At 56.5% G+C, this 25,381-nt stretch carries 23 protein-coding genes and 1 rRNA gene; 23 read left to right on the top strand and 1 reads right to left on the bottom strand.

What is annotated here, in order from left to right:
- Positions 1-49: 49 nt before the first annotated feature.
- From dnaA (ACTQY1_RS07870) to ACTQY1_RS07815, 12 genes are all read left to right on the top strand, one after another.
- Positions 50-1,201, top strand: a complete 1,152-nt coding sequence (dnaA, locus tag ACTQY1_RS07870; RefSeq protein WP_441368985.1) for a chromosomal replication initiator protein DnaA — start codon at positions 50-52, stop codon at positions 1,199-1,201.
- A gap of 940 nt (positions 1,202-2,141) precedes the next feature.
- Positions 2,142-2,765 (top strand): hypothetical protein, encoded by a 624-nt coding sequence (locus ACTQY1_RS07865; RefSeq protein ID WP_022488051.1) that lies wholly within the window; start codon positions 2,142-2,144, stop codon positions 2,763-2,765.
- Between the two features lie 211 nt (positions 2,766-2,976).
- On the top strand, positions 2,977-4,371 hold the full coding sequence (gene dnaA / locus ACTQY1_RS07860) for a chromosomal replication initiator protein DnaA (protein ID WP_154487999.1): 1,395 nt from the start codon (positions 2,977-2,979) through the stop codon (positions 4,369-4,371).
- Positions 4,372-4,618: 247 nt separating this feature from the next.
- Positions 4,619-5,746, top strand: coding sequence for a DNA polymerase III subunit beta (gene dnaN, locus ACTQY1_RS07855; protein WP_154488000.1), 1,128 nt, complete (start codon positions 4,619-4,621; stop codon positions 5,744-5,746).
- On the top strand, positions 5,746-6,882 hold the full coding sequence (gene recF, locus ACTQY1_RS07850) for a DNA replication/repair protein RecF (RefSeq protein WP_154488001.1): 1,137 nt from the start codon (positions 5,746-5,748) through the stop codon (positions 6,880-6,882). The genes dnaN and recF overlap by 1 nt, the downstream gene beginning before the upstream one ends.
- Positions 6,879-7,610 carry a DUF721 domain-containing protein gene (locus tag ACTQY1_RS07845; protein WP_022488055.1) on the top strand — a complete coding sequence of 244 codons (732 nt, stop codon included), beginning with the start codon at positions 6,879-6,881 and terminating at the stop codon, positions 7,608-7,610. Before recF ends, ACTQY1_RS07845 begins: the two co-directional genes overlap by 4 nt.
- On the top strand, positions 7,588-7,815 hold the full coding sequence (gene remB / locus ACTQY1_RS07840) for an extracellular matrix regulator RemB (protein WP_022488056.1): 228 nt from the start codon (positions 7,588-7,590) through the stop codon (positions 7,813-7,815). Before ACTQY1_RS07845 ends, remB begins: the two co-directional genes overlap by 23 nt.
- A 15-nt stretch (positions 7,816-7,830) precedes the next feature.
- Positions 7,831-9,771, top strand: a complete 1,941-nt coding sequence (gyrB, locus tag ACTQY1_RS07835) for a DNA topoisomerase (ATP-hydrolyzing) subunit B (RefSeq protein WP_154488002.1) — start codon at positions 7,831-7,833, stop codon at positions 9,769-9,771.
- 10 nt (positions 9,772-9,781) lie between these two features.
- The gene (locus ACTQY1_RS07830; protein WP_229778446.1) at positions 9,782-10,477 is read left to right on the top strand and encodes a thiamine diphosphokinase; all 696 of its coding nucleotides are present in this window, start codon (positions 9,782-9,784) and stop codon (positions 10,475-10,477) included.
- A gap of 4 nt (positions 10,478-10,481) precedes the next feature.
- A complete protein-coding gene (locus ACTQY1_RS07825) occupies positions 10,482-11,246 on the top strand; it encodes a sulfite exporter TauE/SafE family protein (RefSeq protein WP_022488059.1) in 765 nt (254 codons plus the stop codon).
- 36 nt (positions 11,247-11,282) lie between these two features.
- Positions 11,283-13,778, top strand: a complete 2,496-nt coding sequence (gene gyrA, locus ACTQY1_RS07820) for a DNA gyrase subunit A (RefSeq protein WP_308664236.1) — start codon at positions 11,283-11,285, stop codon at positions 13,776-13,778.
- Positions 13,779-14,291: 513 nt separating this feature from the next.
- Entirely contained in the window at positions 14,292-14,732 is a 441-nt protein-coding gene (locus ACTQY1_RS07815) for a YbjN domain-containing protein (protein WP_022486825.1), read from the top strand.
- Between the two features lie 30 nt (positions 14,733-14,762).
- Here ACTQY1_RS07815 and ACTQY1_RS07810 read toward each other — a convergent pair whose 3' ends face one another.
- Positions 14,763-15,641: a LysR family transcriptional regulator gene (locus ACTQY1_RS07810; protein WP_022486826.1), complete on the bottom strand. Its 879-nt coding sequence runs from the start codon at positions 15,639-15,641 to the stop codon at positions 14,763-14,765.
- A 182-nt stretch (positions 15,642-15,823) separates the two neighbouring features.
- Between ACTQY1_RS07810 and maeA the strand changes: the two genes are divergently transcribed.
- The 11 genes from maeA to ACTQY1_RS07755 all read left to right on the top strand — a co-directional run.
- Positions 15,824-17,467 carry an NAD-dependent malic enzyme gene (maeA, locus tag ACTQY1_RS07805; RefSeq protein ID WP_022486827.1) on the top strand — a complete coding sequence of 548 codons (1,644 nt, stop codon included), beginning with the start codon at positions 15,824-15,826 and terminating at the stop codon, positions 17,465-17,467.
- Between the two features lie 298 nt (positions 17,468-17,765).
- Positions 17,766-18,941 carry an ABC transporter substrate-binding protein gene (locus ACTQY1_RS07800; protein WP_441374029.1) on the top strand — a complete coding sequence of 392 codons (1,176 nt, stop codon included), beginning with the start codon at positions 17,766-17,768 and terminating at the stop codon, positions 18,939-18,941.
- Positions 18,942-19,012: 71 nt separating this feature from the next.
- Positions 19,013-19,909 carry a branched-chain amino acid ABC transporter permease gene (locus tag ACTQY1_RS07795; protein WP_022486829.1) on the top strand — a complete coding sequence of 299 codons (897 nt, stop codon included), beginning with the start codon at positions 19,013-19,015 and terminating at the stop codon, positions 19,907-19,909.
- A 9-nt stretch (positions 19,910-19,918) separates the two neighbouring features.
- The gene (locus ACTQY1_RS07790; RefSeq protein ID WP_022486830.1) at positions 19,919-20,899 is read left to right on the top strand and encodes a branched-chain amino acid ABC transporter permease; all 981 of its coding nucleotides are present in this window, start codon (positions 19,919-19,921) and stop codon (positions 20,897-20,899) included.
- Complete coding sequence (locus ACTQY1_RS07785; protein WP_022486831.1) at positions 20,874-21,644, top strand: ABC transporter ATP-binding protein; 771 nt, start codon at positions 20,874-20,876, stop codon at positions 21,642-21,644. The genes ACTQY1_RS07790 and ACTQY1_RS07785 overlap by 26 nt, the downstream gene beginning before the upstream one ends.
- On the top strand, positions 21,644-22,348 hold the full coding sequence (locus ACTQY1_RS07780) for an ABC transporter ATP-binding protein (protein ID WP_022486832.1): 705 nt from the start codon (positions 21,644-21,646) through the stop codon (positions 22,346-22,348). Before ACTQY1_RS07785 ends, ACTQY1_RS07780 begins: the two co-directional genes overlap by 1 nt.
- A gap of 15 nt (positions 22,349-22,363) precedes the next feature.
- Positions 22,364-23,032, top strand: coding sequence for a CBS and ACT domain-containing protein (locus ACTQY1_RS07775; RefSeq protein WP_154488005.1), 669 nt, complete (start codon positions 22,364-22,366; stop codon positions 23,030-23,032).
- A complete protein-coding gene (locus ACTQY1_RS07770) occupies positions 23,022-23,222 on the top strand; it encodes a DUF951 domain-containing protein (RefSeq protein ID WP_022486834.1) in 201 nt (66 codons plus the stop codon). The genes ACTQY1_RS07775 and ACTQY1_RS07770 overlap by 11 nt, the downstream gene beginning before the upstream one ends.
- Positions 23,223-23,299: 77 nt before the next feature.
- Positions 23,300-24,043: a hypothetical protein gene (locus ACTQY1_RS07765; protein WP_022486835.1), complete on the top strand. Its 744-nt coding sequence runs from the start codon at positions 23,300-23,302 to the stop codon at positions 24,041-24,043.
- Positions 24,040-24,690: a DUF805 domain-containing protein gene (locus tag ACTQY1_RS07760; RefSeq protein ID WP_022486836.1), complete on the top strand. Its 651-nt coding sequence runs from the start codon at positions 24,040-24,042 to the stop codon at positions 24,688-24,690. Before ACTQY1_RS07765 ends, ACTQY1_RS07760 begins: the two co-directional genes overlap by 4 nt.
- Before the next feature lie 319 nt (positions 24,691-25,009).
- Positions 25,010-25,381, top strand: a 16S ribosomal RNA gene (locus tag ACTQY1_RS07755); the annotation flags it as partial.

Below are 25,381 nucleotides of genomic sequence, written 5' to 3'. Positions count from 1 at the left end.
GAATATGGTATAATGAAAAATATCCCTTACAGGAGAAAGGAGGTTTGTCATGGCCAAGAAAAAACTGGTGGAACTGGACCTGTTCGCCGAGCAGGAACCGGCAGCGGAACATCCGTCCCCCCCGCCCTCGGCCCGGAAAAGACCGGCTCCCCCGGTCCTGAAAAAGCCCTTTGTCACCAACCTTTCTCCCCGGTACACCTTCGACAATTTCGTGGTGGGAAATTCCAACCGATTTGCCAAGGCAGCCGCCATGGCCGTGGCCAACAACCCGGCCTTTGCCTACAACCCCTTTTTCCTGTTCAGCGACTCCGGCCTGGGGAAAACCCATCTGATGAACGCCATCGGCAACCAGATCCGGAAGAACCACCCGGATATGAAAGTGCTGTACATTTCCAGCGAAACCTTCACCAATGAGCTGATCGAAAGCGTGGAACACAACCGGCTGGAAGCCTTCCGGGAAAAATACCGGAACATCGACGTGCTCCTCATCGACGACATCCAGTTCCTCCGGAACCGGGAATCCACCCAGGAGGAGTTTTTCCACACCTTCAACACCCTGGAAAAGGCCAACAAGCAGATCATCATTTCCAGCGACCGTCCCCCCGGGGAACTGGACACCCTGGAAGAACGGATGATCAGCCGGTTCAATTCCGGCCTTACCGCCGACATCCAGCACCCGGATCTGGAAACCCGGATGGCCATCCTCCAGAACCTGGCCCATACAGAGCAGGTTCCCTTTCCCAACGATGTGATTCTGCTGATTGCCAGCAGCATCACCAGCAATATCCGGGAACTGGAGGGAGCCTACAACCGGGTCTGCGCTTATTCCACCGTGACCCGGGAACCCATTACCCTGGATCTGTGCCGCCGGGCCCTGAAAGAACTGGCCCTGCTGGACACCCCCCAGTTCGTTACCGTGGACGCCATCCAGCAGCAGGTGGCGGACCATTTCCGGCTCCACCGGTCGGAACTGATCGAAAAGAAACGGACCAAACGGGTGGCGGTGCCCCGGATGATCGCCATTTACCTGACCAAGGAAATGGCCGGCCTGTCCCTGAAGAAAATCGGAGAATGTTTCGGGGGCCGGGACCACAGCACCATCATCCACGCCTGCGAAAAGATCCAGAAAGACCGGCAGAAAGATCCGGAGCTGAACAAGGAAATCGAGGCCCTGACGGCTGCGTTGAAAAAGGGAGTGTGAAAACTTCACACCCCCGTTCCCGAGCCGAGAGTCCCGGGTCGCGACCCGGGACTGGGATGTTGCATTTTCCATGGAACACCCCCTATTGCATCCCAGCTCTCTGTAACCCCTGTCCCTGCTCTTTGCACAGGGACAGGGGTGTTTTTTGCCCGGTGGGAAGCAGTTTTCCACAGGGGAAATCCCTGTTCCACAGCCGGGAAGCCCCATAAAAAGGGATTATCCACATACTTATCCACACCTGTGGATAACTTTCAGTGGAAAACTCCCTGGCTTGTGGAAAACCCCTGGAGCCACAGCCCATGCCGGATCCGGGACTTTATCCCCAGATTTATCCACATGTCCACTGGAGGTGTTGTACAAAACCTGCAACACCTCCTAGCTGTAGAGCCGCATAGCGGCTCAAGTCTGGAGTCGGGAGTCTGGAGCCGAAGGTTAAATTTGCAGGCAAATTTTTTGAATGTGTAGAACCTTTGGACGGAATGATCTCTCAGATTGCTTTTGATTCTGGTTCTACAGAATCAAAGGGATCCGTCCAGCCAGACGGATCCTGTCCTGAGGCTTCCGACTTCAGACTCCTGACTCCTGACTTAAGTTATCCACACCCCCTCCTCCCTCTCCGCCCCCATGAAATGGGCTTATCCCCAAAGTTATCCACATCTGTGGATAACTTCCGGTGGAAAACTTTTTACCCTGTGGAAAACCCGGGGACCCCTGGCTGGCCGGGCTTTTTCCGGTTTCTTTCCTCCAGTTATGCACAGGGGCCGGACAAACGGGCCGGAATATGCTATACTATACTCATACAACCTTTGGAACCGGCCGGCTCCTTTTCCATACAACGTTGTGGGAACATTGCAGGACGCCGGTTGTCTGGAAAGCCGCCGGGCCCCTGGCGGTTTTCTTCCTGTTCTGGAAATCTATATCATATTGAGGGATGTCCGCCATGATCACCATTAAAGACTATGCCAAACAAAAGGGAGTTTCCTACGAAGCCATCCGCAAACAGATCAAACGGTATGAAGAAGAACTGGAAGGCCACCTGGTCAAACAGAACCGTTTCCTGATGCTGGATGACGAAGCCGTCCAGTTCCTGGACAGCAAACGGTCGGAAAACCCCGTGATTGTCTATGAACAGAACAAGGATGAGGAACTGGAACAGCTCCGCCACGAAAACAAAGTGCTGCTGATCCAGATGAATACGGTCCAGGACCAGCTGGGGAAAGTCCAGCAGAAGCTCATTGCGGAAATGAACGCCACCAAGCTGCTGACCCAGGAAAAGGTCCAGTATCTGGAATACAAGGCCCAGTCGGAACAGAAGGAAGTCCAGCTGAAGGATCTGGCCCGGGCCCGGGACGCCGCCCAGGCCAAAGCGGACCAGCAGGAAGCGGTGCTGCGGCTGAAGGAACAGCAGATCGGCGCCCTTACCGCCGCCAAGGAAACCGCCGCCGCCAGTCTGAAGGCCGCCGACGAAAAAATCGCCGCGGCGGAAGCCCGGGCCAAAGCCGCGGAAGAAGAAGCCTCCCGGCTGAAGAACCGGAGTTTCTGGGACCGTCTGTTCAACCGCTGACCATGTTTTTCAACAGGGAGTTATCCACATCTGTGGATAACTCCCTGTGTATAACTCTGGATTTGTGGATAACCGGAACCCGGCCCCCTGCCCCGTGCTTCCGGCGGCCCGGGAAAAAAGTTATCCACATTGTCCACAGGTTTTTCCACAGGACCGGCCTGTTTCGTGATATAATGAAGTCTCTATTAAAAGGATAAAGGATGGATCGGATATGACGACGAAAAACCTGGCCCAGGTCTGGGCCGAAATGCTTGCAGCCCTCTCCGCCAGCATGGAGGGCCGGAGCTGGAAAATCTGGATGGATGCGGCACATCCCCGGACCCTGGAGGGCAATACCCTGTCCCTGGATGTATCCAACCAGTTCACCAAGGATACCCTCCAGGGAAAATACCTGCCCATGATGGAAGAAAGCCTCTCCCAGATCTGCGGCCAGCCCATGGAGATCCAGATCGACGTAGTGGAACCGCCCAAAGAGGAACAGAACCTGTTTCCGGACACCCCTGCCCAGCCGGAAGAACCCCCGGCTCCCGCAGCCTACCAGCCGGAACCCCAGCCAGCGGCCAAACCGGCCCAGGAATTCGATTCCCATCTGTCCCCCAAATACACCTTTGACAATTTCATCCGGGGCAAATCAAATGAAGAAGCCTTCAACTTTTCCATGGGAGTGGCCAACGCACCGGCCAAAAGCTACAACCCCCTGTTCCTGTACAGCGACCCGGGCCTGGGGAAAACCCACCTGATGAACGCCATCGGCAACTATATCCACAAGAAATTCCCCCAGATGAAGATCCTCTACACTTCCAGTGAAACCTTCACCAATGAACTGATCGGCGCCATCCAGCACAACACCAACGAAGCCTTCCGGAACAAATACCGGAACATCGACGTGCTGCTCATCGACGATATCCAGTTCCTGCGGAAAAAAGAATCCACCCAGGAAGAATTCTTCCACACCTTCGAAGCCCTGAAACAGGCGGACAAACAGATCATCATCTCCAGCGACCGGCCTCCCAAGGAACTGGACACCCTGGAAGAGCGACTCACCAGCCGGTTCATGCAGGGACTGATCATCGAGATCAACCACCCGGATTTCGAAACCCGCAGTGCCATTTTGCGGAGCATGGCGGAAAAGGACCATCTGGAATTCCCTCTGGAAGTGATCCAGCTGATCGCCACCAATGTAAAGACCAACATCCGTGAGCTGGAAGGTGCCTACACCAAGGTCCACGCCTTTGCCAACCTGAACCACCAACCGGTGACCATGGAACTGGCCCGGAAAGCCCTGAAGGACCTGGATATGGGAAGCACTGTGGACAAGGTGATCACCGTGGAAGCCATCCAGGAACTTGTGGCCGCCCGGTACAAGATCCGGGTGGAAGACCTGAAAGCCAAGAAACGGACCCGCTCCATCGCCTATCCCCGGCAGATCGCCATGTATCTTACCCGGGAACTGACGGACCTGTCCCTGCCCCGGATCGGAGAATGTTTCGGAGGCCGGGACCACACCACAGTCCTCCATGCCTGTGACAAGATCGCTGACGACAAAGCGAAAAATGACAATCTGGAACGGCAGCTGGCCAAACTGGTGGAAGATCTGAAGAAATGATCCCTGAGTTATCCACAACTTGTGGATAATCTTGTGTATAACTTGTTGGTAATTTTGTGGATAACCCGGAAAGTCCCTGAAAAAGTGGATATGTGGATAAGTGAAAACCGGTTATCCACAGAGTTATCCCAATGGTTCCAACAGCCTGGAATGGGGCTGGAGCGACTTTTCCACATACCCACAGGCCCTACTACGAAGACTACGAATTTTTATAATTTCATCGTTTTAGAAACAAGGAGGTACTGCCATGCAGTTTTCATGTGAAAGCAAAGAACTGGCTCAGAGCGTCAATATCGTAAAAAGAGCCATTTCATCCAGCAATAACGCACCGATTTTTTCCGGGATCCATGCCATTCTCCAGGGAAACACCCTTCAGTTGATTGCCATGGACAATACCTACATGATGAACAAGAAAATGGACGTGAACGGACAGGAGGACGGAGAGCTTCTCATCCCCGCCAAAGCCATCGGGGATCTGCTGGCCCGTTTCGATCCGGACGAAGTGCTCACCCTTCAGCAGCTGCCCGGTGAAAAAGAAATGACCCTAAAAGCAGCCAAGGCCAGAGGCCAGTACCACATTCCCCTGATGGACCCGGAAGAATATCCGGCCATGCCCTCTTTTGAAGGGGACCGGGTGCTCCGGCTTTCCGAAGAAGTGATGGGGAAACTGATCTCCACCACGGTGTACGCCTGTTCCACTGATGCCAGCCGGCCGCTGTACACCGGGGTCTACCTGGAAAAATCCGGTCAGCGGCTCACTGCCGTGGGCACCAATACCCACCGTCTGGCCATCAAGGATCTGGAACTGCCGGAGGGGGATGACAGCGAATTTTCCCTGCTGATCCCTGCCCGTCTCCTGAAGGAAATCGGCAGCAATCTGAACGGAGAACTGCCGGAACCGGTGACCCTGACTCTGAAAGAACGGCAGATCATGGCCAAGGTGGGAAATCTCACCATTATTTCAAGCCTGATCGAAGGGAAATTCCCTGATTACAGACGACCTATCCCTCCTTCCTTCAGCAACCGGACGGTTTTCAACCGGGTGGACATGGAAAAGGCCATCCAGCGGGTATCCCTGTTTTCCCAGTCCGACTACAACATTGTCCGGCTGGCCATTGATGCAGACGGGATCGTGCTGTCTTCCGCCGTCAGCGACATGGGCCAGGGGAAGGAAATCATCGCCTGCCAGACCGTGGGGGAATCCCTGCCGCTGAACATCGCTTTCAATTCCCGGTACATGACCGACTTTTTCAAGAACTGCGGCACGGACCGGGTGAGCCTGGAAACCAACGCCTCTCTGTCTCCGGCCCGGCTCATGCCGGAAGGGGATGAAAGCTACACCTACATCCTGACCCCGGTGCGGGTCATCTTCTGATGCGCCTGGAAAACCTGCGGCTGCTCCATTTCCGGAACTACAGCCAGGTGTCCCTTCCTCTTGCACATGATATAACCATCTTTTATGGGGACAACGCCCAGGGGAAAACCAACCTGCTGGAAGGGATCTATACTGCCGCCCGGGGGTTTTCCTTCCGGACCCGTCATGAGGAAGAGCTGCCCAGCTTCGGAGCGGAAGAATGGGCGGCAGAACTCCAGTACCGGGACCGGTACGGGTCCAACCGGCTGCTGGTGAAACGGTATCCGGTCCGGGGCCGGACCAAAAAAGAGAATCTCCTGAACGGGAACCCGGTAAGCCCCCGGGAACAGTACGGCCTGGTGAACCTGGTGCTCTTTACCCCCGATGACCTTCAGCTGGTGAAAGGGGATCCTGCCCTCCGGCGGAAATTCCTGAATATGGAGATCGCCCAGACCAGCCCGGTGTACTATGACCTTCTGACCAAATACAACCGGGTGCTCCAGCAGCGGAACCGGTTCCTGAAACAGTGCCGGGACCGGGAACAGCTGGAGGAAGCCCAGCTGCTGGTGTGGGATGGAGCCCTGGCCCGGCTGGCGGCGGGGATCCTGGACCTGCGGCTCCAGGCCCTGGCGGGGATCGTCCAGGCGGCCCAACAGGTTTATGACGGGATCACCGGCACCCAGGGTGCCCTGACCCTTTCCTATGTGCAGAAGCGCAGCGAAGGGGAGCAGGGGATTACGGAAAACCCCGGGCCGGCAGCCTGGGAAACTTTTTACCGGCAGCAGCTCCAGCTGCGCCACCGGCTGGACTATGTCCGGGGCTACACCAGCCTGGGGCCCCACCGGGACGATCTGGAGATTTTTCATGAGGGAAGGCCTCTCCGGGCCTACGGATCCCAGGGTCAGCAGCGGACCGCCGCGCTGGCCCTGAAACTGTCGGAACTGGAATTCATCCGGTCCGTCCGGGAAGAATATCCGGTGCTGCTTCTGGACGATGTGCTCAGTGAACTGGACCAGCACCGGCGGGAGAAGCTCCTGGGCTTCATCAACGGAACGGTCCAGACCTTCCTGACCGTCAACGACCGTCATCTGGCTCCGGTGGAAGGAGATGTGGCGGCTTACCGGGTGGCAGAGGGAACCCTGGAGGAACAGCCATGAAAGATTCGGAACTTCTCATCCTGAAAGTGCTCCGGACTCCCCGGGCCCGGCAGCAGTTCCTGCTCCACTGGCTGAAAAGCCACTGGCCGGAGATCCTGGGCCACACCGGGGCCAGCCATTCCCAGCCTTACCGGCTGGAAGAGGGAGTCCTGTACGTCCATACGGACAATCCCATGTGGTCCAACCAGTTCCACATGATGCAGGGGAAACTGCTGAATCAGCTGAACCGGCTCCTGGTGCCGGCGCTCCAGGGACGGAAACGGTTGATCCGGGAACTGAAGTTCTACCACGGGGTCATTGAGGAAGAACCCCAGCCCCGACAGGAGGCAAAACCCTTCATGCCCCGGCGGGACGACAGCCGGAAATGTCCTCTGTGCGGAGTACCCCTTATCGGAGATGAGGAAATCTGCTCCGGCTGCCGCCGGAAACAGCAGGAAGAACTGCGCCGGGAAATCCGGAAACAGCTGGATCTGCGGCCCTGGCTCCGGTATGAAGATTGCCGGGAGCTGGTGAAGTGTGATAGAATAACATTTACTGACGTGAAGGCAGTACTGGAGGAATGGGCCCTGAACCGGGCTCTGGACCCCCGTGCCACTGCCGGGGAAAAGGCTTTTGCCGTCATGGTGGAAACAGGCCTCCGGCCGGAAGCCCTTTCGGAGGAAACCATCCGGCAGACCCTGGAAAAAGCCAGAAGGAGACGGACTTATGTACCTGCACGTAGGAAATAATTATGTGGTGCGCTGCGACGAGATCATCGGGATCTTCGACATCCGGAACAAACGGACCAACATCTACCGGTTTTTCCTGAAGCCCAGACTGGGCGGGGACAATGTGGTGGACCTGACCGAGGACTACCCGCCGGCCAGCTGTGTGGTCACCCGGGACAAGATCATCCTGTCGGGAATTTCCAGCAGGACCCTGCGCAAGCGATAAAATCGGGAGGTTTGTATGGCGAAAAAGAAACAGACGATTGAAGAAGAGATTGCCGTCCACGGGGATTACGGGGCGGAACAGATCCAGGTCCTGGAAGGCCTGGAAGCCGTGCGGAAACGTCCCAGCATGTACATCGGCAGCATCAGCGGCCGGGGGCTTCACCATCTGGTGTACGAAGTCATCGACAACAGTATCGACGAAGCCCTGGCAGGCTACTGTGACCATATCCGGGTGATCATCCACCAGGACAACAGCATCACTGTTACGGACAACGGCCGGGGGATCCCGGTGGAAATGCACAAGGTGGGGAAACCGGCCATCGAAGTGGTCATGACGGTCCTCCATGCCGGGGGCAAATTCGGCGACGGCGGCTACAAGGTCTCCGGCGGGCTCCATGGCGTGGGGGTTTCCTGCGTCAACGCCCTGAGCAAGAAGATGGTGGTGGAGGTCAAGAAGAACGGGAAGATCTACGGCATCGAATTTTCCAAAGGCAAGACCACCCGTCCCCTGTATGTGAAGGGAGAATGCCCGGAAAACGAAACCGGCACCAGCGTCACCTTCTGGCCGGATGACACCATTTTCACGGAAACCGTCTACAGCTATGACACCCTGAAGCACCGGATCCGGGAACTGGCTTTCCTGAACAAAGGGGTCAAGATCCAGCTCACCGACGAACGGAGCGGCCAGGATGAGGTGTTCCACTACGAAGGGGGCATCATTTCCTTTGTGGAATTCGTCAACAAAGGGAAGGAACCCCTCCATGCCAAACCCATCTACGTGGAAGGGGAACGGCAGGACACCATTGTGGAAGTGGCCATGCAGTACACCGACGCCTACACGGAAAACATCTACACCTTCGTGAACAACATCAACACGGAGGAAGGGGGCACCCATCTGGCCGGGCTGAAACAGGCCCTGACCCGGTGCATCAACGACTATGCCCGGAAAAACGGCCTCTTGAAGGACAACGAGGACAACCTGTCCGGGGACGATGTCCGGGAAGGGCTCACCTGTGTCATGAGCCTGAAGGTCCGGGAACCCCAGTTCGAAGGCCAGACCAAGACCAAGCTGGGGAACAGCGAAGTCCGGGGCATTGTGGACAATATGGTGACGGAAGCCCTCACCGAATACTTCGAAGAAAACGCGCCGGTGGCCAAGAAAATCGTGGAAAAAGCTATTATGGCCAGCCGGGCCCGGTCTGCCGCCAGAAAAGCAAGGGACCTGACCCGCCGGAAATCGGCTTTGGAAGTGAGCAGCCTGCCTGGGAAGCTGGCGGACTGTTCCAGCAAAAACGCGGAAGAAACGGAAATCTACCTGGTGGAAGGGGATTCCGCAGGGGGCAGCGCCAAACAGGGCCGGGACCGGAACTTCCAGGCCATCCTGCCCCTCCGGGGCAAGATCCTGAACGTGGAAAAGGCCCGTCTGGACAAAATGCTCAACAGCCAGGAAATCCGGGCCATGATCACCGCCTTTGGCTGCGGCATCGGGGAGGAATTCGACATTTCCAAAGCCCGGTACGGGAAAATCATCATCATGACCGATGCGGATGTGGACGGGGCCCATATCCGGACCCTGCTGCTCACTTTCTTCTACCGGTACATGAAGCCCCTCATCATCCACGGGAACGTGTTCATTGCCCAGCCTCCTCTGTACCTGATCCGCACGGGCAAGAAGCACACCTATGCCTACAGCGATGAGGAACTCCAGAAGAAACTGGACGAAGTGGGACGTCAGAACAACCCCTATGTCCAGCGGTACAAAGGCCTGGGGGAAATGAACCCGGAACAGCTGTGGGAAACCACCATGGATCCCAGCAAGCGGACAGTGCTCCAGGTGCAGCTGGAGGATGCGGCCACGGCGGATTCCGTGTTCTCCGTGCTCATGGGGGACAAGGTGGAACCCCGCCGGCAGTTCATCGAGGAAAACGCCGGCAAGGTTACCAACCTGGACTTCTAAGGAGCGTTTCATGACCATGGAAATCCAGCTTCCCCAGGGGAAGCTCCAGTGCAGCCGGACGGGAGGACCGCTCCTGATGGTGGTGGCCGGGGGCCGGCGCCCGGATCCCCAGTGGCTGCAAAAGGCTGCCGCCGGCCTTGTGGTGGCAGCGGCGGACCGGGGCGCGGACCACTGCCGGGCGGCCGGGGTGGTGCCCGGGTTCCTGTACGGGGACCGGGACAGTGCGGCACCGGGAGCCTGGGAGGCATTTGCCCGCCAGGGCGCCCGGGTCAAGACCTACCCGGTGAACAAGGACGATACGGATCTGTCCCTGGTGCTCCAGGATATCCCCGGTGACCGGACGGTGCTGGCCACCGGCATCTGGGGCGGCCGGGCGGACCATCTGTTCGGCAATCTGTATACCCTGCTGGCCTATGCCCGGAGGGGAGGCAGCGCCATCCTGGCCGATGACCAGGAAATGCTGTGCTACCTGCAGCCGGGAGAGGGTCTGCGGTTTACCGCCGGGAGGAAACGGCCCCGGGCAGTGAGCCTGCTGCCTCTTACTCCCTCCTGCCGGGTAAGCATTACCGGGGTCCGCTGGCCCCTGGACAATGCGGAACTGACCCAGGCCAACCCTTATGCCGTCAGCAACAAGATGACGGAGCCGGCCTTGAATGCCTTCTGCCGGGAGGGCATCGCCGGCGTCTATTTCACCTGGAAGGAGTGACCCCATGCTGGAATTCCACTGGCAGGATTTGATTTTCCTTTTGGCAGCCGGCTTCATCGGCTCTTTTGTAGATGCGGCGGTAGGCGGCGGTGGTCTGATCACCCTGCCGGCCTTTATGGCCACCGGCATCCCCACCCCCTTTGCCCTGGGGTCCAACAAACTGGCCTCCTCCATCGGCGCGGTGACCAGTTTCTTTACCTTTGCCCGGTCCGGGAAAGTGGACCGGAAGATCCTGAAGATGATGCCCCTGTCCTTTTTGGGCAGTGCCGCCGGGGCCTGTATTGCCTCCCTGCTGCCGGAACAGCTGCTCCGGTACATTGTGGTGCTGGCCCTGGTGGGAGTGGCTTGCTATACCTATTACCGGAAAAACTGGGACGGGGTCAATGAAATGACCGAAATGACCCGGTCCGTTGCCCTGGGCATCGCCGCCATGGCCTGGTTCCTGGGCATGTACGACGGTTTTTTCGGACCGGGGACAGGTTCGTTCCTGATCTTCGGATTCCTCTATTTCGGCTATAACTTCGTAACCGCTGCCGGGAATACCAAGGCCCTGAACCTGGCCAGCAACCTGGGAGGCCTTGTGGCTTTCCTGATGCTGGGCCGGGTGTATCTGGCCTATGCCCTGCCCATGGGGCTGGTGGAGATCCTGGGCGCCCGGCTGGGAGCGAAGATTGCCATACAAAAAGGTGTGGGCTACATCCGCACCCTGTACCTGGTCATGACCGTCCTGCTGATCGGCAAGCAGGTCTATGACCTTTTCTTGAAATAACCGCGTCAAAAAGACGCAGGAAGGAAGCGTGAGAACGTGGATGATCAGCAGAATGACAAGCAGACCATCTCTGCCGGCAAGGTAATCCCCGTCTATGTGGAAGATGAGATGCAGAAATGCTACATCGACTACGCCATGAGCGTCATCGTCCAGCGGGCCCTGCCGGATGTGCGGGACGGTCTGAAGCCGGTCCACCGCCGCATCCTCTATGCCATGAACGAGGCAGGGATGCTGCCCAACAAGGCTTATAAAAAAAGCGCCCGTATCGTGGGCGATGTTTTGGGGAAATACCATCCCCACGGGGATTCCTCGGTGTATGACGCCATTGTGCGTCTGGCCCAGGATTTCTCCACCCGGTATCTGATGGTGGACGGCCACGGGAACTTCGGTTCCGTGGACGGGGACCCACCGGCCGCCATGCGGTATACGGAAGTCCGGATGGGGAAGATCGCCGTGGAGATGCTCCGGGACATCGAAAAGGATACGGTGGATTTCATCCCCAACTACGATGAATCCCTGAAGGAACCCACGGTGCTGCCTGCCAAGGTGCCGGCTCTCCTGATCAACGGTTCCGCCGGGATCGCCGTGGGCATGGCCACCAACATTCCGCCCCACAACCTGGGAGAAGTGGTGGATGCCTGCGTGATGCTCATCGACAATCCGGATGCCACCATCGACCAGCTGATGACCGCCATCAAAGGGCCGGACTTCCCTACCGGGGCCAAGATCCTGGGCCTGTCCGGGATCCGCCAGGCCTATACCACCGGCCGGGGGGTTGTGAAGGTACGGGCCAAGACCCATGTGGAACCCATGCCCAAGAACAAGAACCGGATCGTGGTGACGGAAATCCCCTACCAGGTGAACAAGGCCAAGCTCATCGAGAACATCGCCCACCTGGTCCAGGACAAGACCCTGGAAGGGATCACCGACCTGCGGGATGAATCGGACCGGAAGGGCATGCGCATCGTCATCGAACTGCGCAGCGATGTAGTCCCGGAGATCATGCTGAACAAGCTGTACAAGCACACCCAGCTCCAGGATTCCTTCGGGATCATCATGCTGGCCCTGGTCAGCGGCCATCCCCGGATCCTGAACCTGAAGCAGATTCTGGAATACTATCTGGATCACCAGAAGGACGTCATTACCCGGAAATGCCGGTATGAACTGAAGAAAGCAAAAGAACGGGCCCACATTTTGGAGGGCTTGAAGATCGCCCTGGACCATCTGGACGAAGTGATCGCCACCATCCGGGCCAGCGCCAATGGGGACGTGGCCAAGGCCGCTTTGATGGAAAAATTCGGCCTCAGCGACCGCCAGGCCCAGGCCATCCTGGATATGCGTCTCCAGCGCCTCACCGGTCTGGAACGGCAGAAGATCGAGGATGAATATAAAGAAGTCATGGCCACCATTGCCTACCTGGAAGACGTGCTCAGCGATGAACACAAGATCATGGGCATTGCCCGGGAAGACCTGCTGGATGTGAAGAAACGGTTCGGGGATGCCCGCCGGACTTCCATTGTGCCGGACACCGGGGATCTGGAAACCGAAGACCTGATCGCCGAAGAAGACGTGGTGATTACCATCAGCCACCAGAGCTACATCAAGCGCCAGGCTCTCACCAACTTCCGGAACCAGAACCGGGGCGGCCGGGGCATCAAAGCCGGCAGCGGCAAGATTGTGAAGGAAGACAACAAGGTGAAGGGAGACTTCTCGGAACATCTGCTCATGGCCAGCACCCATGACAACATCCTGTTCTTCACCAACCGGGGCCGGGTGTACCGGCAGAAGGGATTCGAGATCCCGGAAGCCAGCCGCACCGCCAAGGGGACCTTTATCCGGAACCTGCTGCCTCTGGAAGAGAACGAAAAGGTCAATGCGGTGATTGCCGTAAAGAGCGGCATCAGCGAGGACGAGAAGAAGTTCCTGTTCATGGCCACCAACCTGGGCTTTGTGAAGCGGACCAGCGTCAGCGAATTCAAGTCCGCCCGGAAAGGCGGCCTGATTGCCATCAACCTGGGCGAAGGGGAAGAGCTGATCGACGTGAAGCTCACCAGCGGCCACAATGACATCCTGCTGGCCACCCGGGACGGGTACGCCATCCACTTCCAGGAAGACGACGTACGGTCCATGGGCCGCACCAGCCACGGGGTACGGGGCATCAACCTGCGGCCTCACGACAGCGTGGTCTCCATGGACAGCTGTGTGGACGACACGGGAGAAGTGCTCACGGTAACGGACAAGGGCCAGGGGAAACGGACCAACATTTCTGAATACCGGGTCCAGACCCGGGGCGGCAAGGGGATCATCAACCTGAAGGTGACCAACAAGACCGGCCTGATCGTGGGCTCCAAATTCATCAACGAATCCCAGGAAATCATGCTGATTTCCGCAGCGGGCATCATCATCCGGATGAACGCCGCTGATATTTCCACCTACGGAAGGAATGCCCAGGGCGTAAAGCTCATGGATCTGGAAGCAGGGGATAAAGTAGCCGCACTGGCCGTAGTGAATACGGTGGGTGAGGAAGAGTAAGAAAAAGGGGGGTGTTGCACGTTACGTGCAACACCCCCCTAGCTGTAGAGCCGCGTAGCGGCTCAAGTCTGGAGTCTGAAGTCTGGAGCCGAATGTTAAATTTGCATGCAAATTTTTGAATATGTAGAACCTTTGGACGAAATGATTGCTCAGATTGATTTCGATTCTGGTTTTACATAATCAAAAGGATCCGTCCAGCCAGGCGGATCCTGTCCTGAGGCTTCCGACTTCAGACTCCGGACTTCTGACTGAGGGGCTGTTGCTCATGCAACAGCCCCCTTTTCCTGTGGATATCCTGTGCACAAGTGGATAAGTGGCTCTGGATATTGTGGGGTAAACGGACTTTTGCACTATATCTGGGACTTACCCACAGAGTTATCCACAGGAAATGTGGATAACCTGACCATTTTTGTGGATAAGCCTGTTGATAAGTGGAAAACTTGACGGGATTTCCTCCATGGCTTATCCTGTTAAGAAAGAAAGCGGGACCGCTCCCGCTGAAGGAGGATACCAATGGCAGCACTGAACCAGAAAGCGGAAAGCTTCAAGCGTTTTGTAGAAAAGAAAGATCCCAAGGCCTTTGTGGTGGATCCCATCAAAGACGATCCGTTCCATACGGTGGTGTTCCGGTCCCATCTGGACGTGGAAGGGACTCCCCTCCAGCTGATCGTGGTACTGGATGACAGCGCCTTCGGGGTGATTCGGGTGCTGCTGGCTCCCAAGGCCCTGAAAGAAAGCAACAAAAAAGCCCTGCTGGAAATGCTGAACCAGTACAACAGCACCTACAAGGCTTTCAAATTCTATCTGGACAAGGAAGAATCCCTGATCATGGACACCTGCGTGATCTTCCGGGAACCCCAGGTGGACGGGAACATGATGTACGGCCTGTTCCAGATGATCAGCAAGGAACTGGACGAGAAGTACAAAGAAATCATGAAGACGATCTGGGAATAACAGCTGACAAAAGGGTCTGCTGACTGTTTTTTATACAGTCGGCAGACCCTTTTTCACAAACCGCACAAATTCCTCCATGGCCGGGTTGAAATGGAGGTCTTTGTTCCAGTCCAGGGTAATGAAGGCAGGCTGGAACTGACGGACGGACAGGGCATGGAGGTCCGGTTCCTGCTGGGCGATTTCTTCCGTCAGGAATCCGGCGGCCCCTTCGGACCGGATGTATTCCAGGATGGTGAACACCTGGGTGGTCTGGTGGAGGATCCAGGGATGGACCCCGCTCTGGGCAAACATGCGGCGGATGTAGGCGGTCTGGTCGAAATGGTCGGAAAACAGCACCAGAGGGATATTCCGGAGCTCCAGGAGATCCACCGCCTCTTTTTGGGCCAGGGGATGGTCCTGGCGGACGAACAGCTTCAGATAGCTTTTCCGCAGCAGCAGACAGTGGCTGGGTTCCTCCGGCAGCCGGTTGGTGACGCACAGGGCAAAGTCGATTTCCTGCCGGTCCAGCAGTTCGTAGAGCACCTTGGTGGTCTCTTCCACCGTTTCGATGGTGATCTGGGGGTGGGATTTCAGAAAGGCCCCGTGGATCTGGGGGAAGATGGTGTTTCCCCGCATGGTGGCGATGCCGATCCGGATCAGGGCCTTTCCGGTGCCCAGGGTACGGACCACCTGGCACAGGTTCCGGTAGTGGTTCTGGAACTGCCGGGCGTGTTCCAGGAGGATCCGGCCCCGGCGGGTGATCTGGATGTTGTTCCGGTTCCGCTGGAACAGGGCCACCCCGCATTCCTCCTCCAGTTCCCGGATGGCCTTGGAAATTCCCGGCTGTGAAATATGGCATTTTTCCGCCGCCCGGGAAAAACTCCCGCATTCGCAGACGGCGATGAAATATTCAATCTGAGTAAGTTTCATGATGGGCTCCTTGTTAAAAAACGGTCAGCGGTCAGCTGTCATTTTATTATAACCTGAAGTTTGGGTCAGAGAAAATAAAATATTGTACTTTTTCTGTTTCAATGGATACAATGGGCATACGAAAACAATCTGGAAACAACCTGTCCATGGCTGCTGTGCAGTGGGAAAGAGAGGAAATTATCATGACAATCAGCAAACGCGGTTATGATCTGCTGAATGATCCATTTTTGAACAAGGGAACGGCCTTCACCCGGGAGGAACGGAAAAAGTACGGCCTGATCGGTATTCTGCCCCCTCAGGTGGAAACCATCGAACTCCAGGACAAACAGGCCTATGACAACTTCTGCGAACGGCCCAACAAGGCGGTCCAGCGCCATTACCTGATGAAGCTGTTCAGCCGGAACCGGACCCTGTTCTTCCATCTGTTCTCCCACCACCTGGAAAAACTCATGCCGGTGCTCTATGCTCCCGGGGTGGCGGAAAGTGTGAAGCAGTACAGCGAACTGTTCACCACTCCCCAGAACGCCGTGTACCTGTCCATCGACAATATGGACGACATTGAGGAATCCCTGAAGAACGGGGCTTCCGGCCGGGAAATCCAGCTGATTGTGGTCACCGACGGGGAAAGCATCCTGGGCATCGGGGACTGGGGCACCAACGGAGTGAGCATTTCCACCGGGAAGATCCTGGTGTACACCGCGGCCGCCGGCATCGATCCTGCCAAGGTACTGCCGGTGGTGCTGGATGCCGGGACCAACCGTCAGGCCCTGATCGATGATCCTCTGTACCTGGGACTCCATCACGAACGGATCAGCGACGAACGGTACGACGCCTTTGTGGATGCCTTCCTCCAGACCGCGGAAAAGCTCTTTCCTCATCTGTATGTCCATTTCGAGGACTTCGGACGGGAAAATGCCGCCCGTCTCCTGGAACGGTATGAAGACCAGTACGCGGTGTACAACGACGACATCGAAGGCACCGGAGCCGTGACCCTGGCTGCCATCCTGGGGGGCCTGAAAGCCTCCGGGGAAAAGCTTACGGACCAGACCTTCCTGTGCTTCGGGGCCGGTACCTCCGGCATGGGCATTGTCCGGCAGGTCTTTGAAGAAATGAAGCTCCAGGGGCTCAGCGAGGAAGAAGCCCGGAGCCGGTTCTATCTGGTGGACCAGCAGGGGCTGCTGTTTGAAGATACGGAAGGGATGACGCCCCAGCAGAAACCCTATGCCCGGAAACGGAGTGAATTCCCGGCAGGAGCCAAACTGGACAATCTGGAAGACGTGGTGAAGGCCATCCATCCCACCATCCTGGTGGGAGCTTCCACCGCCGCCGGAGCCTTTACCAAGGAAATCGTCCAGGAAATGGCCGCCCATACTCCCCGGCCCATTATCTTCCCTTTGAGCAATCCGGCGGACCTGGCGGAAGCCAATGCTGACGACCTGCTCCACTGGACCGACGGAAAAGCCCTGGTGGCCACGGGTACCGCTTCCCGGAAAGTGGTGTATCACGGGACCATTTTTGAAATCGGCCAGGCCAACAACTCCCTGGTGTTCCCGGGGATGGGGCTGGCTGTGGCGGCCTGCCGGGCCCGGAAGGTTTCTCCCGGGATGCTGGCAGCAGCGGCCCATGCCCTTACCGATCTGGTGGACATGAAAAAGCCCGGGGCTTCCGTTCTGCCTCCTGTCCGGGAAATGGGGAATTTCACCAAGATCCTGGCGGAAAAAGTGGTGTGCCAGGCAGTGAAGGAAGGGCTGAACGGGATCCCTGTGGAAGATCCCAAAAAGGCCATCGAAGCCATCCGGTGGAAGGCGGAATATCGGAAACTGTAAGAGAAAAGGGCTGTTGCGAAAGCGGCAGCTCTTTTTTCGTGCCCAAAGGAGAAAGTTCAGCGGCCCTCCTTGTTTTCAGAAAATGTTCTTGAAATAAATACAAAAATCCTTTCCAGACGAACTAGTTAAAAAATGTACATAAAACAACTGTATATTTTTAAAAATCGTAATATGTTTTGTAAAAAAGAATGTTGCAAAAATGTGAATTAGTGCGTATAATAACTATAGCTTGCAAGGCCGACCGGTCATTTTATACGGGTCCCCGGCAAGAAATACCAGGAAAGCAAAGGTGTTGTTGATGAAAGCATGGAAAAAAGCGGTCGGCGCGCTGGCGATGACAACTCTCGTGGCGTCTATGTTTACCGGCTGCGGCAAGAAAGATGCAGAGAAAGACAATGGCAATGAAATCAAGATCGGTGCTTTGTTCGAACTGACGGGGAACGTAGCCAACTACGGCAAATCCACCTACAAAGGGGTACAGCTGGCGGTGGAACAGATCAATGCCAAAGGCGGCATCAACGGCAAGAAAATCAAGCTGGTGGAAGCGGACAACAAGTCCGAGCCTTCCGAATCCGGGAACGCAGCCACCAAGCTGATCACCAAGGATAAGGTTTCGGTTATCATCGGGCCGGCCACCAGCGGCTGCGTATCTGCCGCCACGCCGGTAGTGACCAACAGCAAGGTGCCTCTGATGGCTCCTGTGGCCACGGCTCCCGGGATCACCGTGGATGAAAAAGGCAAGGTACGGCCCTTCATCTTCCGTGCCTGCTTCACGGATCCCTTCCAGGGCAAACTGATGGCCAAGTTCGCCGTAGATACCCTGAAACTGAAGAACGTTGCGATTTTCTATGATTCTTCCAGTGACTACTCCAAAGGTCTGACGGATGTGTTCGGCAAGACCCTGGAAGAAAAAGGCGGCAAGGTGGTAGGCAAGGAAGCCTTCCTGGCCAAGGACCAGGACTTCAAGTCCGCACTGACCAAACTGAAAGCCACCAATCCGGAAGCTCTGTATGTGCCCGGGTACTACGAAGAAGTCTCCAAGATCATCAAACAGGCCCGTGAAGTTGGGCTGACCTGCCCGATCCTGGGCAGCGACGGCTGGGATTCTCCCAAACTGGCCCAGATCGCCGGTGCAGAAGCCCTGAACGGCACCTACTTCACCAGCGCTTATTCTGCCCAGGACAAGGATCCTCATGTCCAGCAGTTCATCAAGGACTACAAAGCCAAATTCAACGAAGAACCGGATACCTTCGCCATCCATGCTTACGATGGGACCCTGGCTGTGGCGGAAGCCATCAAACAGGCCGGCTCCACCGATGGCACCAAGATTGCTGATGCCCTGAGCAAGATCAAGGATCTGCAGGTTGCCACCGGCAAATACACCCTGGACCAGGATCACAACCCTGTTTCCGGCGGGATCATCATCGAAATGAAAGACGGCGTACAGACCTTCAAACAAAAGATTACGCTGTAAGAAACCATTACCATACGGCGTCGGATCGGTCTCCGGTCTGACGCCAAACTTTTTCACAAGGAGGGGTGCTTATGGATACCGGATCCTTTGCCCATCAGTTCGCCCAACAGATCGTCAACGGGGTATCCCTGGGCAGCATCTATGCCCTGATCGCTCTGGGCTACACCATGATCTACGGGATCATCAAACTCATCAACTTCGCCCACGGGGATATTTACATGCTGGGCGCCTATATCGGCTTTGTGGCCATTACCAAAGCCGGACTGCCGTTCTTTCCGGCCCTGATCGTGGCCATGATCGGGGCGGCCCTGGCCGGGATCCTCATTGAACGGATCGCCTACAAGCCCATGCGGAACGCGCCCCGGATTGCGGCTCTGATCACCGCCATCGGCGTTTCCTTCTTTCTGGAAAACGGCATGATCCTGCTGGTTTCTCCCCAGCCCCGGACCTTCCCGCCGATGTTCGCTCCCACGGTGTACCATATCGGGGGCGTGGTGGTGAACAACCAGCAGATCCTGATCCTGGTCAGCGCCCTGCTGCTGATGCTGGCCCTGACCTACATCGTCAACAAGACCAAGGCCGGGAAAGCCATGCGGGCGGTAAGCTATGATGCGGATGCTGCCAAGCTCATGGGCATCGACACCGACCGGGTGATTTCCACCACCTTTGCCCTGGGGTCCGCTCTGGCAGCGGCTGCCGGTGTGCTGGTGGGAATCTACTACAACTCCATTGATCCCCTCATGGGCATGATGCCCGGGATCAAAGCCTTTATCGCCGCCGTTGTGGGCGGCATCGGGATCCTGCCCGGTGCCATGCTGGGGGGCATCATCATGGGCCTGGTGGAAGCCATGGTCTCCGGCTTCTTTTCTTCCACCTATCGGGATGCGGCGGCCTTTGCCATCCTGATTCTGATCCTGCTCTACAAGCCGACCGGTCTGTTGGGCAAGAACGTGAAAGAGAAAGTGTAGGTGAATGCCATGAAGAGTTTACGTCAATCCCTCCACAAACAGGACCTGCTGGGTCTGGGAATCATGGTGATCCTCTTTGTTGTGTTCTACTTCCTCTTTGACGAAGAGATCCTGGATGATTACTGGGAAACCAACGTGATCCTGATCCTGATCAACATCATCATGGCTGTGAGCCTGAACCTGATCAACGGCCTTACCGGCCAGTTCTCCATCGGCCATGCAGGCTTTATGGCGGTAGGGGCCTATACCTCCGCCATCATCACCGTGAAGCTGGGGATGGATTTCCCCATTGCTCTCATTGTGGCCACCGTGTCCGCCGCCTTCCTGGGCTTCCTGATCGGCATGCCCACCCTGCGGCTCAACGGGGACTATCTGGCCATTGCCACCCTGGGCCTGGGGGAAATCATCCGGATCGCCATCCTGAACATCGACTATGTGGGCGGGGCCTCCGGCTTTATGGGGATCCCCCGGCTGACCACTTTCCCCATTGCCTTCTGGATCACGGTGTTCGTGGTCTATTTCATCAAGAACTTCAAGAATTCCGCTGACGGCCGGGCCTGCCTGGCCATCCGGGAAAATGAGATCGCCGCGGAAACCATGGGCATCAACACCACCAAGTACAAGGTGATGGCCTTCACCATCGGCGCCGGGTTTGCCGGTACCGCGGGTGCCCTGTTCTCCCATTACTACTACATCGCCCATCCTGCATCCTTCACCTTCATGCGTTCCTTTGACGTACTGACTATGGTGGTGCTGGGAGGTCTGGGCTCCATCAGTGGGTCCATTTCCGGGGCTGTGCTGCTGACGGCCATTTCTGCCGCCCTGGCAGATTATCCGGAATGGCGGATGGTGATCTACTCCATCGTCCTGATCGTCCTGATGCTGAACCGGCCTCAGGGAATCTTCGGCAACAAGGAACTGAGCCTGAAAATGTTCCAATCTATGAAACTGGGAGGTGGGTCTCGTGGCGGAACTGCTCAAAGTGAATAACGCGTCCATGATCTTTGGGGGCCTCCGGGCTGTATCCAACCTGACCATGCAGATCGACGAAGGAGAACTGATCGGTCTCATCGGCCCCAACGGCGCCGGGAAAACCACGGCCTTCAACATGCTCACCGGGGTGTATGAACCCTCTGAAGGGGAAATCACCTTCAACGGTCAGCGGATCAACGGAAAGAAACCCTACCAGGTGACCCAGATGGGGATCGCCCGGACCTTCCAGAACATCCGGCTGTTCTCAGAACTATCGGTGCTGGACAATGTAAAAATCGCCTTCAACAGCCAGGTCCGGTACGGTCTGGTGGAAGCCATCGGCCGGTTCGGCCGGTATTTCAAAGAAGAGGAATCCATCGAGGAAAAGGCCCTGGCCCTGCTGAAAATCTTCCACCTGGAAAAGCTCCGGGACGAAACCGCCAAGAACCTGCCCTATGGGGAACAGCGGCGGCTGGAAATTGCCCGGGCCCTGGCTACCTCTCCCAAACTGCTGCTGCTGGACGAACCGGCAGCGGGTATGAATCCCCAGGAAACCAAGGAACTGATGGAAATGATCCGGTGGATCAAAAAGGAATTCAACCTGAGCATCCTCCTGATCGAACACGACATGGGCCTGGTCATGAACGTGTGCCAGCGGATCTATGTGCTGGAATACGGCATCTGCATTGCCAACGGCACCCCTGAGGAAATCAAGCACAACAAACGGGTCATCAAGGCCTATCTGGGCGAGGAGGTATCCTGATGCTCACCATCAAAAATCTGAATGTCTACTACGGGGCCATCCACGCCGTGAAGGATCTGAACATGGAAGTGGGGGATGGGGAAATCGTCACCCTGATCGGTTCCAACGGGGCCGGGAAATCCACCACCCTTCATACCATTTCCGGACTGATCAAACCCAAAACCGGCAGCATCCTCTATAAAGGGGAAGAAATCGTGGGAATCCCTGCCCACAAACTGGTGGGACGGGGGCTGGTCCAGGTGCCGGAAGGCCGTCACGTGTTTGCGGAAATGACGGTTATGGAAAACCTGGACATGGGGGCCTATCTTCGGACCGACAAAGACGGCATTGCCCGGGACAAAGAGAGAGTCTTTGAAAAATTCCCCCGTCTGAAGGAACGGGTCAGCCAGACCGCCGGCACCCTGTCCGGCGGGGAACAGCAGATGCTGGCCATGGGCCGGGCTCTTATGAGCCGTCCCCAGCTGCTGATCCTGGACGAACCTTCCATGGGGCTGGCGCCCCTTCTGGTGCGGGAAATCTTCTCCATCATCAAGGAAATCAACAGTGAAGGCACCACGGTCCTCCTGGTGGAACAGAACGCCAACATGGCCCTGTCCATTGCAGACCGGGCCTATGTACTGGAAACCGGGCGGGTGGTCCTGTCCGGGACGGCCGCCGAACTGGCAGCCAGTGAAGCCGTGCAGAAAGCCTATCTGGGCGGCTGACAAGGAGGCAGAACCATGCAAGTGAAAGATCTGATGACCAAAGTTGTAAAAGTAGTCACCGGGGAACAGTCCCTGCTGGAAATTCGGGAACTGATGCTGAACAACAACCTGCGCCGGATCCCGGTGGTAGACGGAGACGGCCACCTGAAGGGCATTGTCACCGACGGGGATGTGGCCCGGGCCACGCCTTCCGACGCCAGTACCCTGGACCGGTATGAAGCCAACTACATCCTGGGCAAACTGAAAGCCAAGGACCTGATGACCAAGGCGGTGATCACCGTCAAGGCGGAAGACGGGGTGGAAACCGCCGCCTATCTCATGTACAAATTCAAAATCGGAGCCCTGCCGGTGGTGGATACCGCCAACAAAGTGGTGGGGATCATTTCCGATACGGATGTGTTCAAGGCCTTTGTGGACCTGTTGGGCTATGCCAAGACGTCCACCAAGATCACTGTGGATACCCAGGACCGGGTAGGGGTGCTGGCCGAGCTGGCAGACATCTTCAAGAAACGGGGCGTAAACATCATTTCCGTCCTGACCCGGAAGATCGGACCCAAACGGGCTGCCATTACCGTACGGGCTGATCTGACAAACGCCATGGACATCATCCAGACCATCCGGGATGCCGGGTTCGTGATCACCGACATTTCCACCCTGAAAGTAGATGATGCCCATGAAAACTGACACGGATTACAAAGTGGGGGACATTGTCCGGATGAAAAAAGCCCATCCCTGCGGATCCTATGAATGGGACGTGCTCCGGGTGGGCATGGACTTCGGCATTAAATGCCGGGGCTGCGGCCATTATGTGCTGCTGCCCAGGGCCAAGTTCGAAAAGGCCGTGCGGGAAGTCCTGGTGCATAAGGAAGATTGAAAAAAGGGGCTGTTTCACAGCCCCTTTTTTCATGTTATAATGGGGGGCAAAGCAGAAAATTTCCGGAGGTGTCAGTTATGAAAAAGTGGTTGGGAGCCTGTGTGACGGGCCTGCTCCTGACGGTCCTTCCCCTGCCGGCCCTGGCCGTCCACTGGATGACCCTGGGGGGCAGCGAAGAGGGCCGGATCTTTATGGACCGGGACAGCCTGAAACGGCCGGAGGACACCTCCCTGCTGGTCTGGGAGAAAGTTCTCTGGGATCAGCCCGATGCCAAAGGAATGACTGGCGAACTCCGGCACCGGGAATACGACATGAAGGGGAAAAAGTGGCGGCAGTTGAGCAGCTATCAGCTGGATGCCAAAGGGAGAAAGACTGCCGGGAACCGGAAAATCCAGGAATGGCAGGAATTCCAGCCCATGACCAGTCTCTTTACCCGGGCCCGGTACGAATGGGATTATTCCCGGTGGCGGGGACCCTGGGTGTTCATTAAGACCCTCCCTGGTCTGGGCCGGAAATGGTTCAATCCGGATTCCCTGGAAAAAAAAGGCCCCAACACCTATCAGGTGTGGGAAAAGACCGTCATGAAAAAGCCGGTGAACGGCACCAAGATCCTGGTGTCCCAGACTCGGTATGATGTAAAGAACGAAAAGGCGAAGACCCTGTATCTGTGTACCTTTGACGAAGAGAACAACATGACCGATCACTATGCGGTGAACGATGTGTGGAACAAAAAAGGCGACACCTACGGAGAATATATCGGGGACCAGCTGGCCACCTATTATGCAAAGCATCCCCAGAAAAAGCAGAGGAGCAAATCATGAAAACCTGTCCCAAATGTCATAAAATCTATGAGGATTCCCAGAATTTCTGTTCGGAAGACGGCACCCCCCTGGTGCTGACTCCGGTGAGCCAGGCCATGCGGGGGGACGGCGCCCAGCCGGAACAGCCGGCAGTACCGGCGGAACCGGCTCCTGATCAGAAGGGACAGGGGACGGCCGGGGAAACCCAGGGCCAACAGACCTGGCAGCAGCAGAGCCAGGGGAACTGGCAGCAGGGGTACCAGCAACAGCAGTACCAGCAGTACGGTCCCAACGGGAACCCCAGCTTCAGCGCCCGGTTCCAGGCCAACATCCCCGATGCCAACACCTGGAAACCCATGTACTTCTCCTTCAACGGGCGGATGAGCCGGGGAACCTATATCTGCCGGTGGCTGGTGCTGCTGCTGGCAGCGGTGATCATCGGCCTTATCTGCGGCATCCTTCCTTTCCTGGCTCCCTTGGGCTATCTGGCACTTCTGGGGCTTTTTGTATCCCAAATTTCCCTGGCGGTCCGGCGGCTCCACGACCGGGGCCATTCCGGCTTCTGGATGTTTGTTTGTGTGGTGCCCGCCCTGAACCTGCTCATGTTCCTGTACCTGCTTTTTGCAGAAAGCCAGCCGGGTCAGAATGAATATGGACTGGCAGAATAAAAAAGTTGTTGACAGCTGTCTCTGTTTTTGATATTATATACAAGCTTTCTCTTTGAGAAGGCAACAACCGACTGGGTTTCCAACAACGAAATGTTTCAACTGAAACATTGAAAGAAAAAAGTTGTTGACAAAGAAACGAAAGTCTGGTATTATATAGAAGCTGTCGCTGAGACAGCGAGACGAACTTTGAGAACTGAATATTGTTGACAGATGTGCGGGTCAAGTCACTTTTAGTGATGAGATCGAGTCACCTGGATGACAACCAGGTTAAAAAATCAAAGCTAGTTTTTCGAGAGCCATGAGGCTCTTCAAAATACCTATTTTGGAGAGTTTGATCCTGGCTCAGGACGAACGCTGGCGGCGTGCTTAACACATGCAAGTCGAACGGAGAACTTTCTTCGGAATGTTCTTAGTGGCGAACGGGTGAGTAACGCGTAGGCAACCTGCCCTCTGGTTGGGGACAACATTCCGAAAGGAATGCTAATACCGAATGTGATCCTCTTTCCGCATGGAGAGAGGATGAAAGATGGCCTCTACTTGTAAGCTATCGCCAGAAGATGGGCCTGCGTCTGATTAGCTGGTAGGTGGGGTAACGGCTCACCTAGGCGATGATCAGTAGCCGGTCTGAGAGGATGAACGGCCACATTGGGACTGAGACACGGCCCAAACTCCTACGGGAGGCAGCAGTGGG

It is taken from the genome of Acidaminococcus sp. HCP3S3_G9_1 (assembly GCF_052122455.1).
Classification (GTDB): Bacteria; Bacillota; Negativicutes; order Acidaminococcales; family Acidaminococcaceae; genus Acidaminococcus.
The sequence above is the reverse complement of the archived record's forward strand: the minus strand, read 5'-3'. Positions and strand labels throughout refer to the sequence as shown.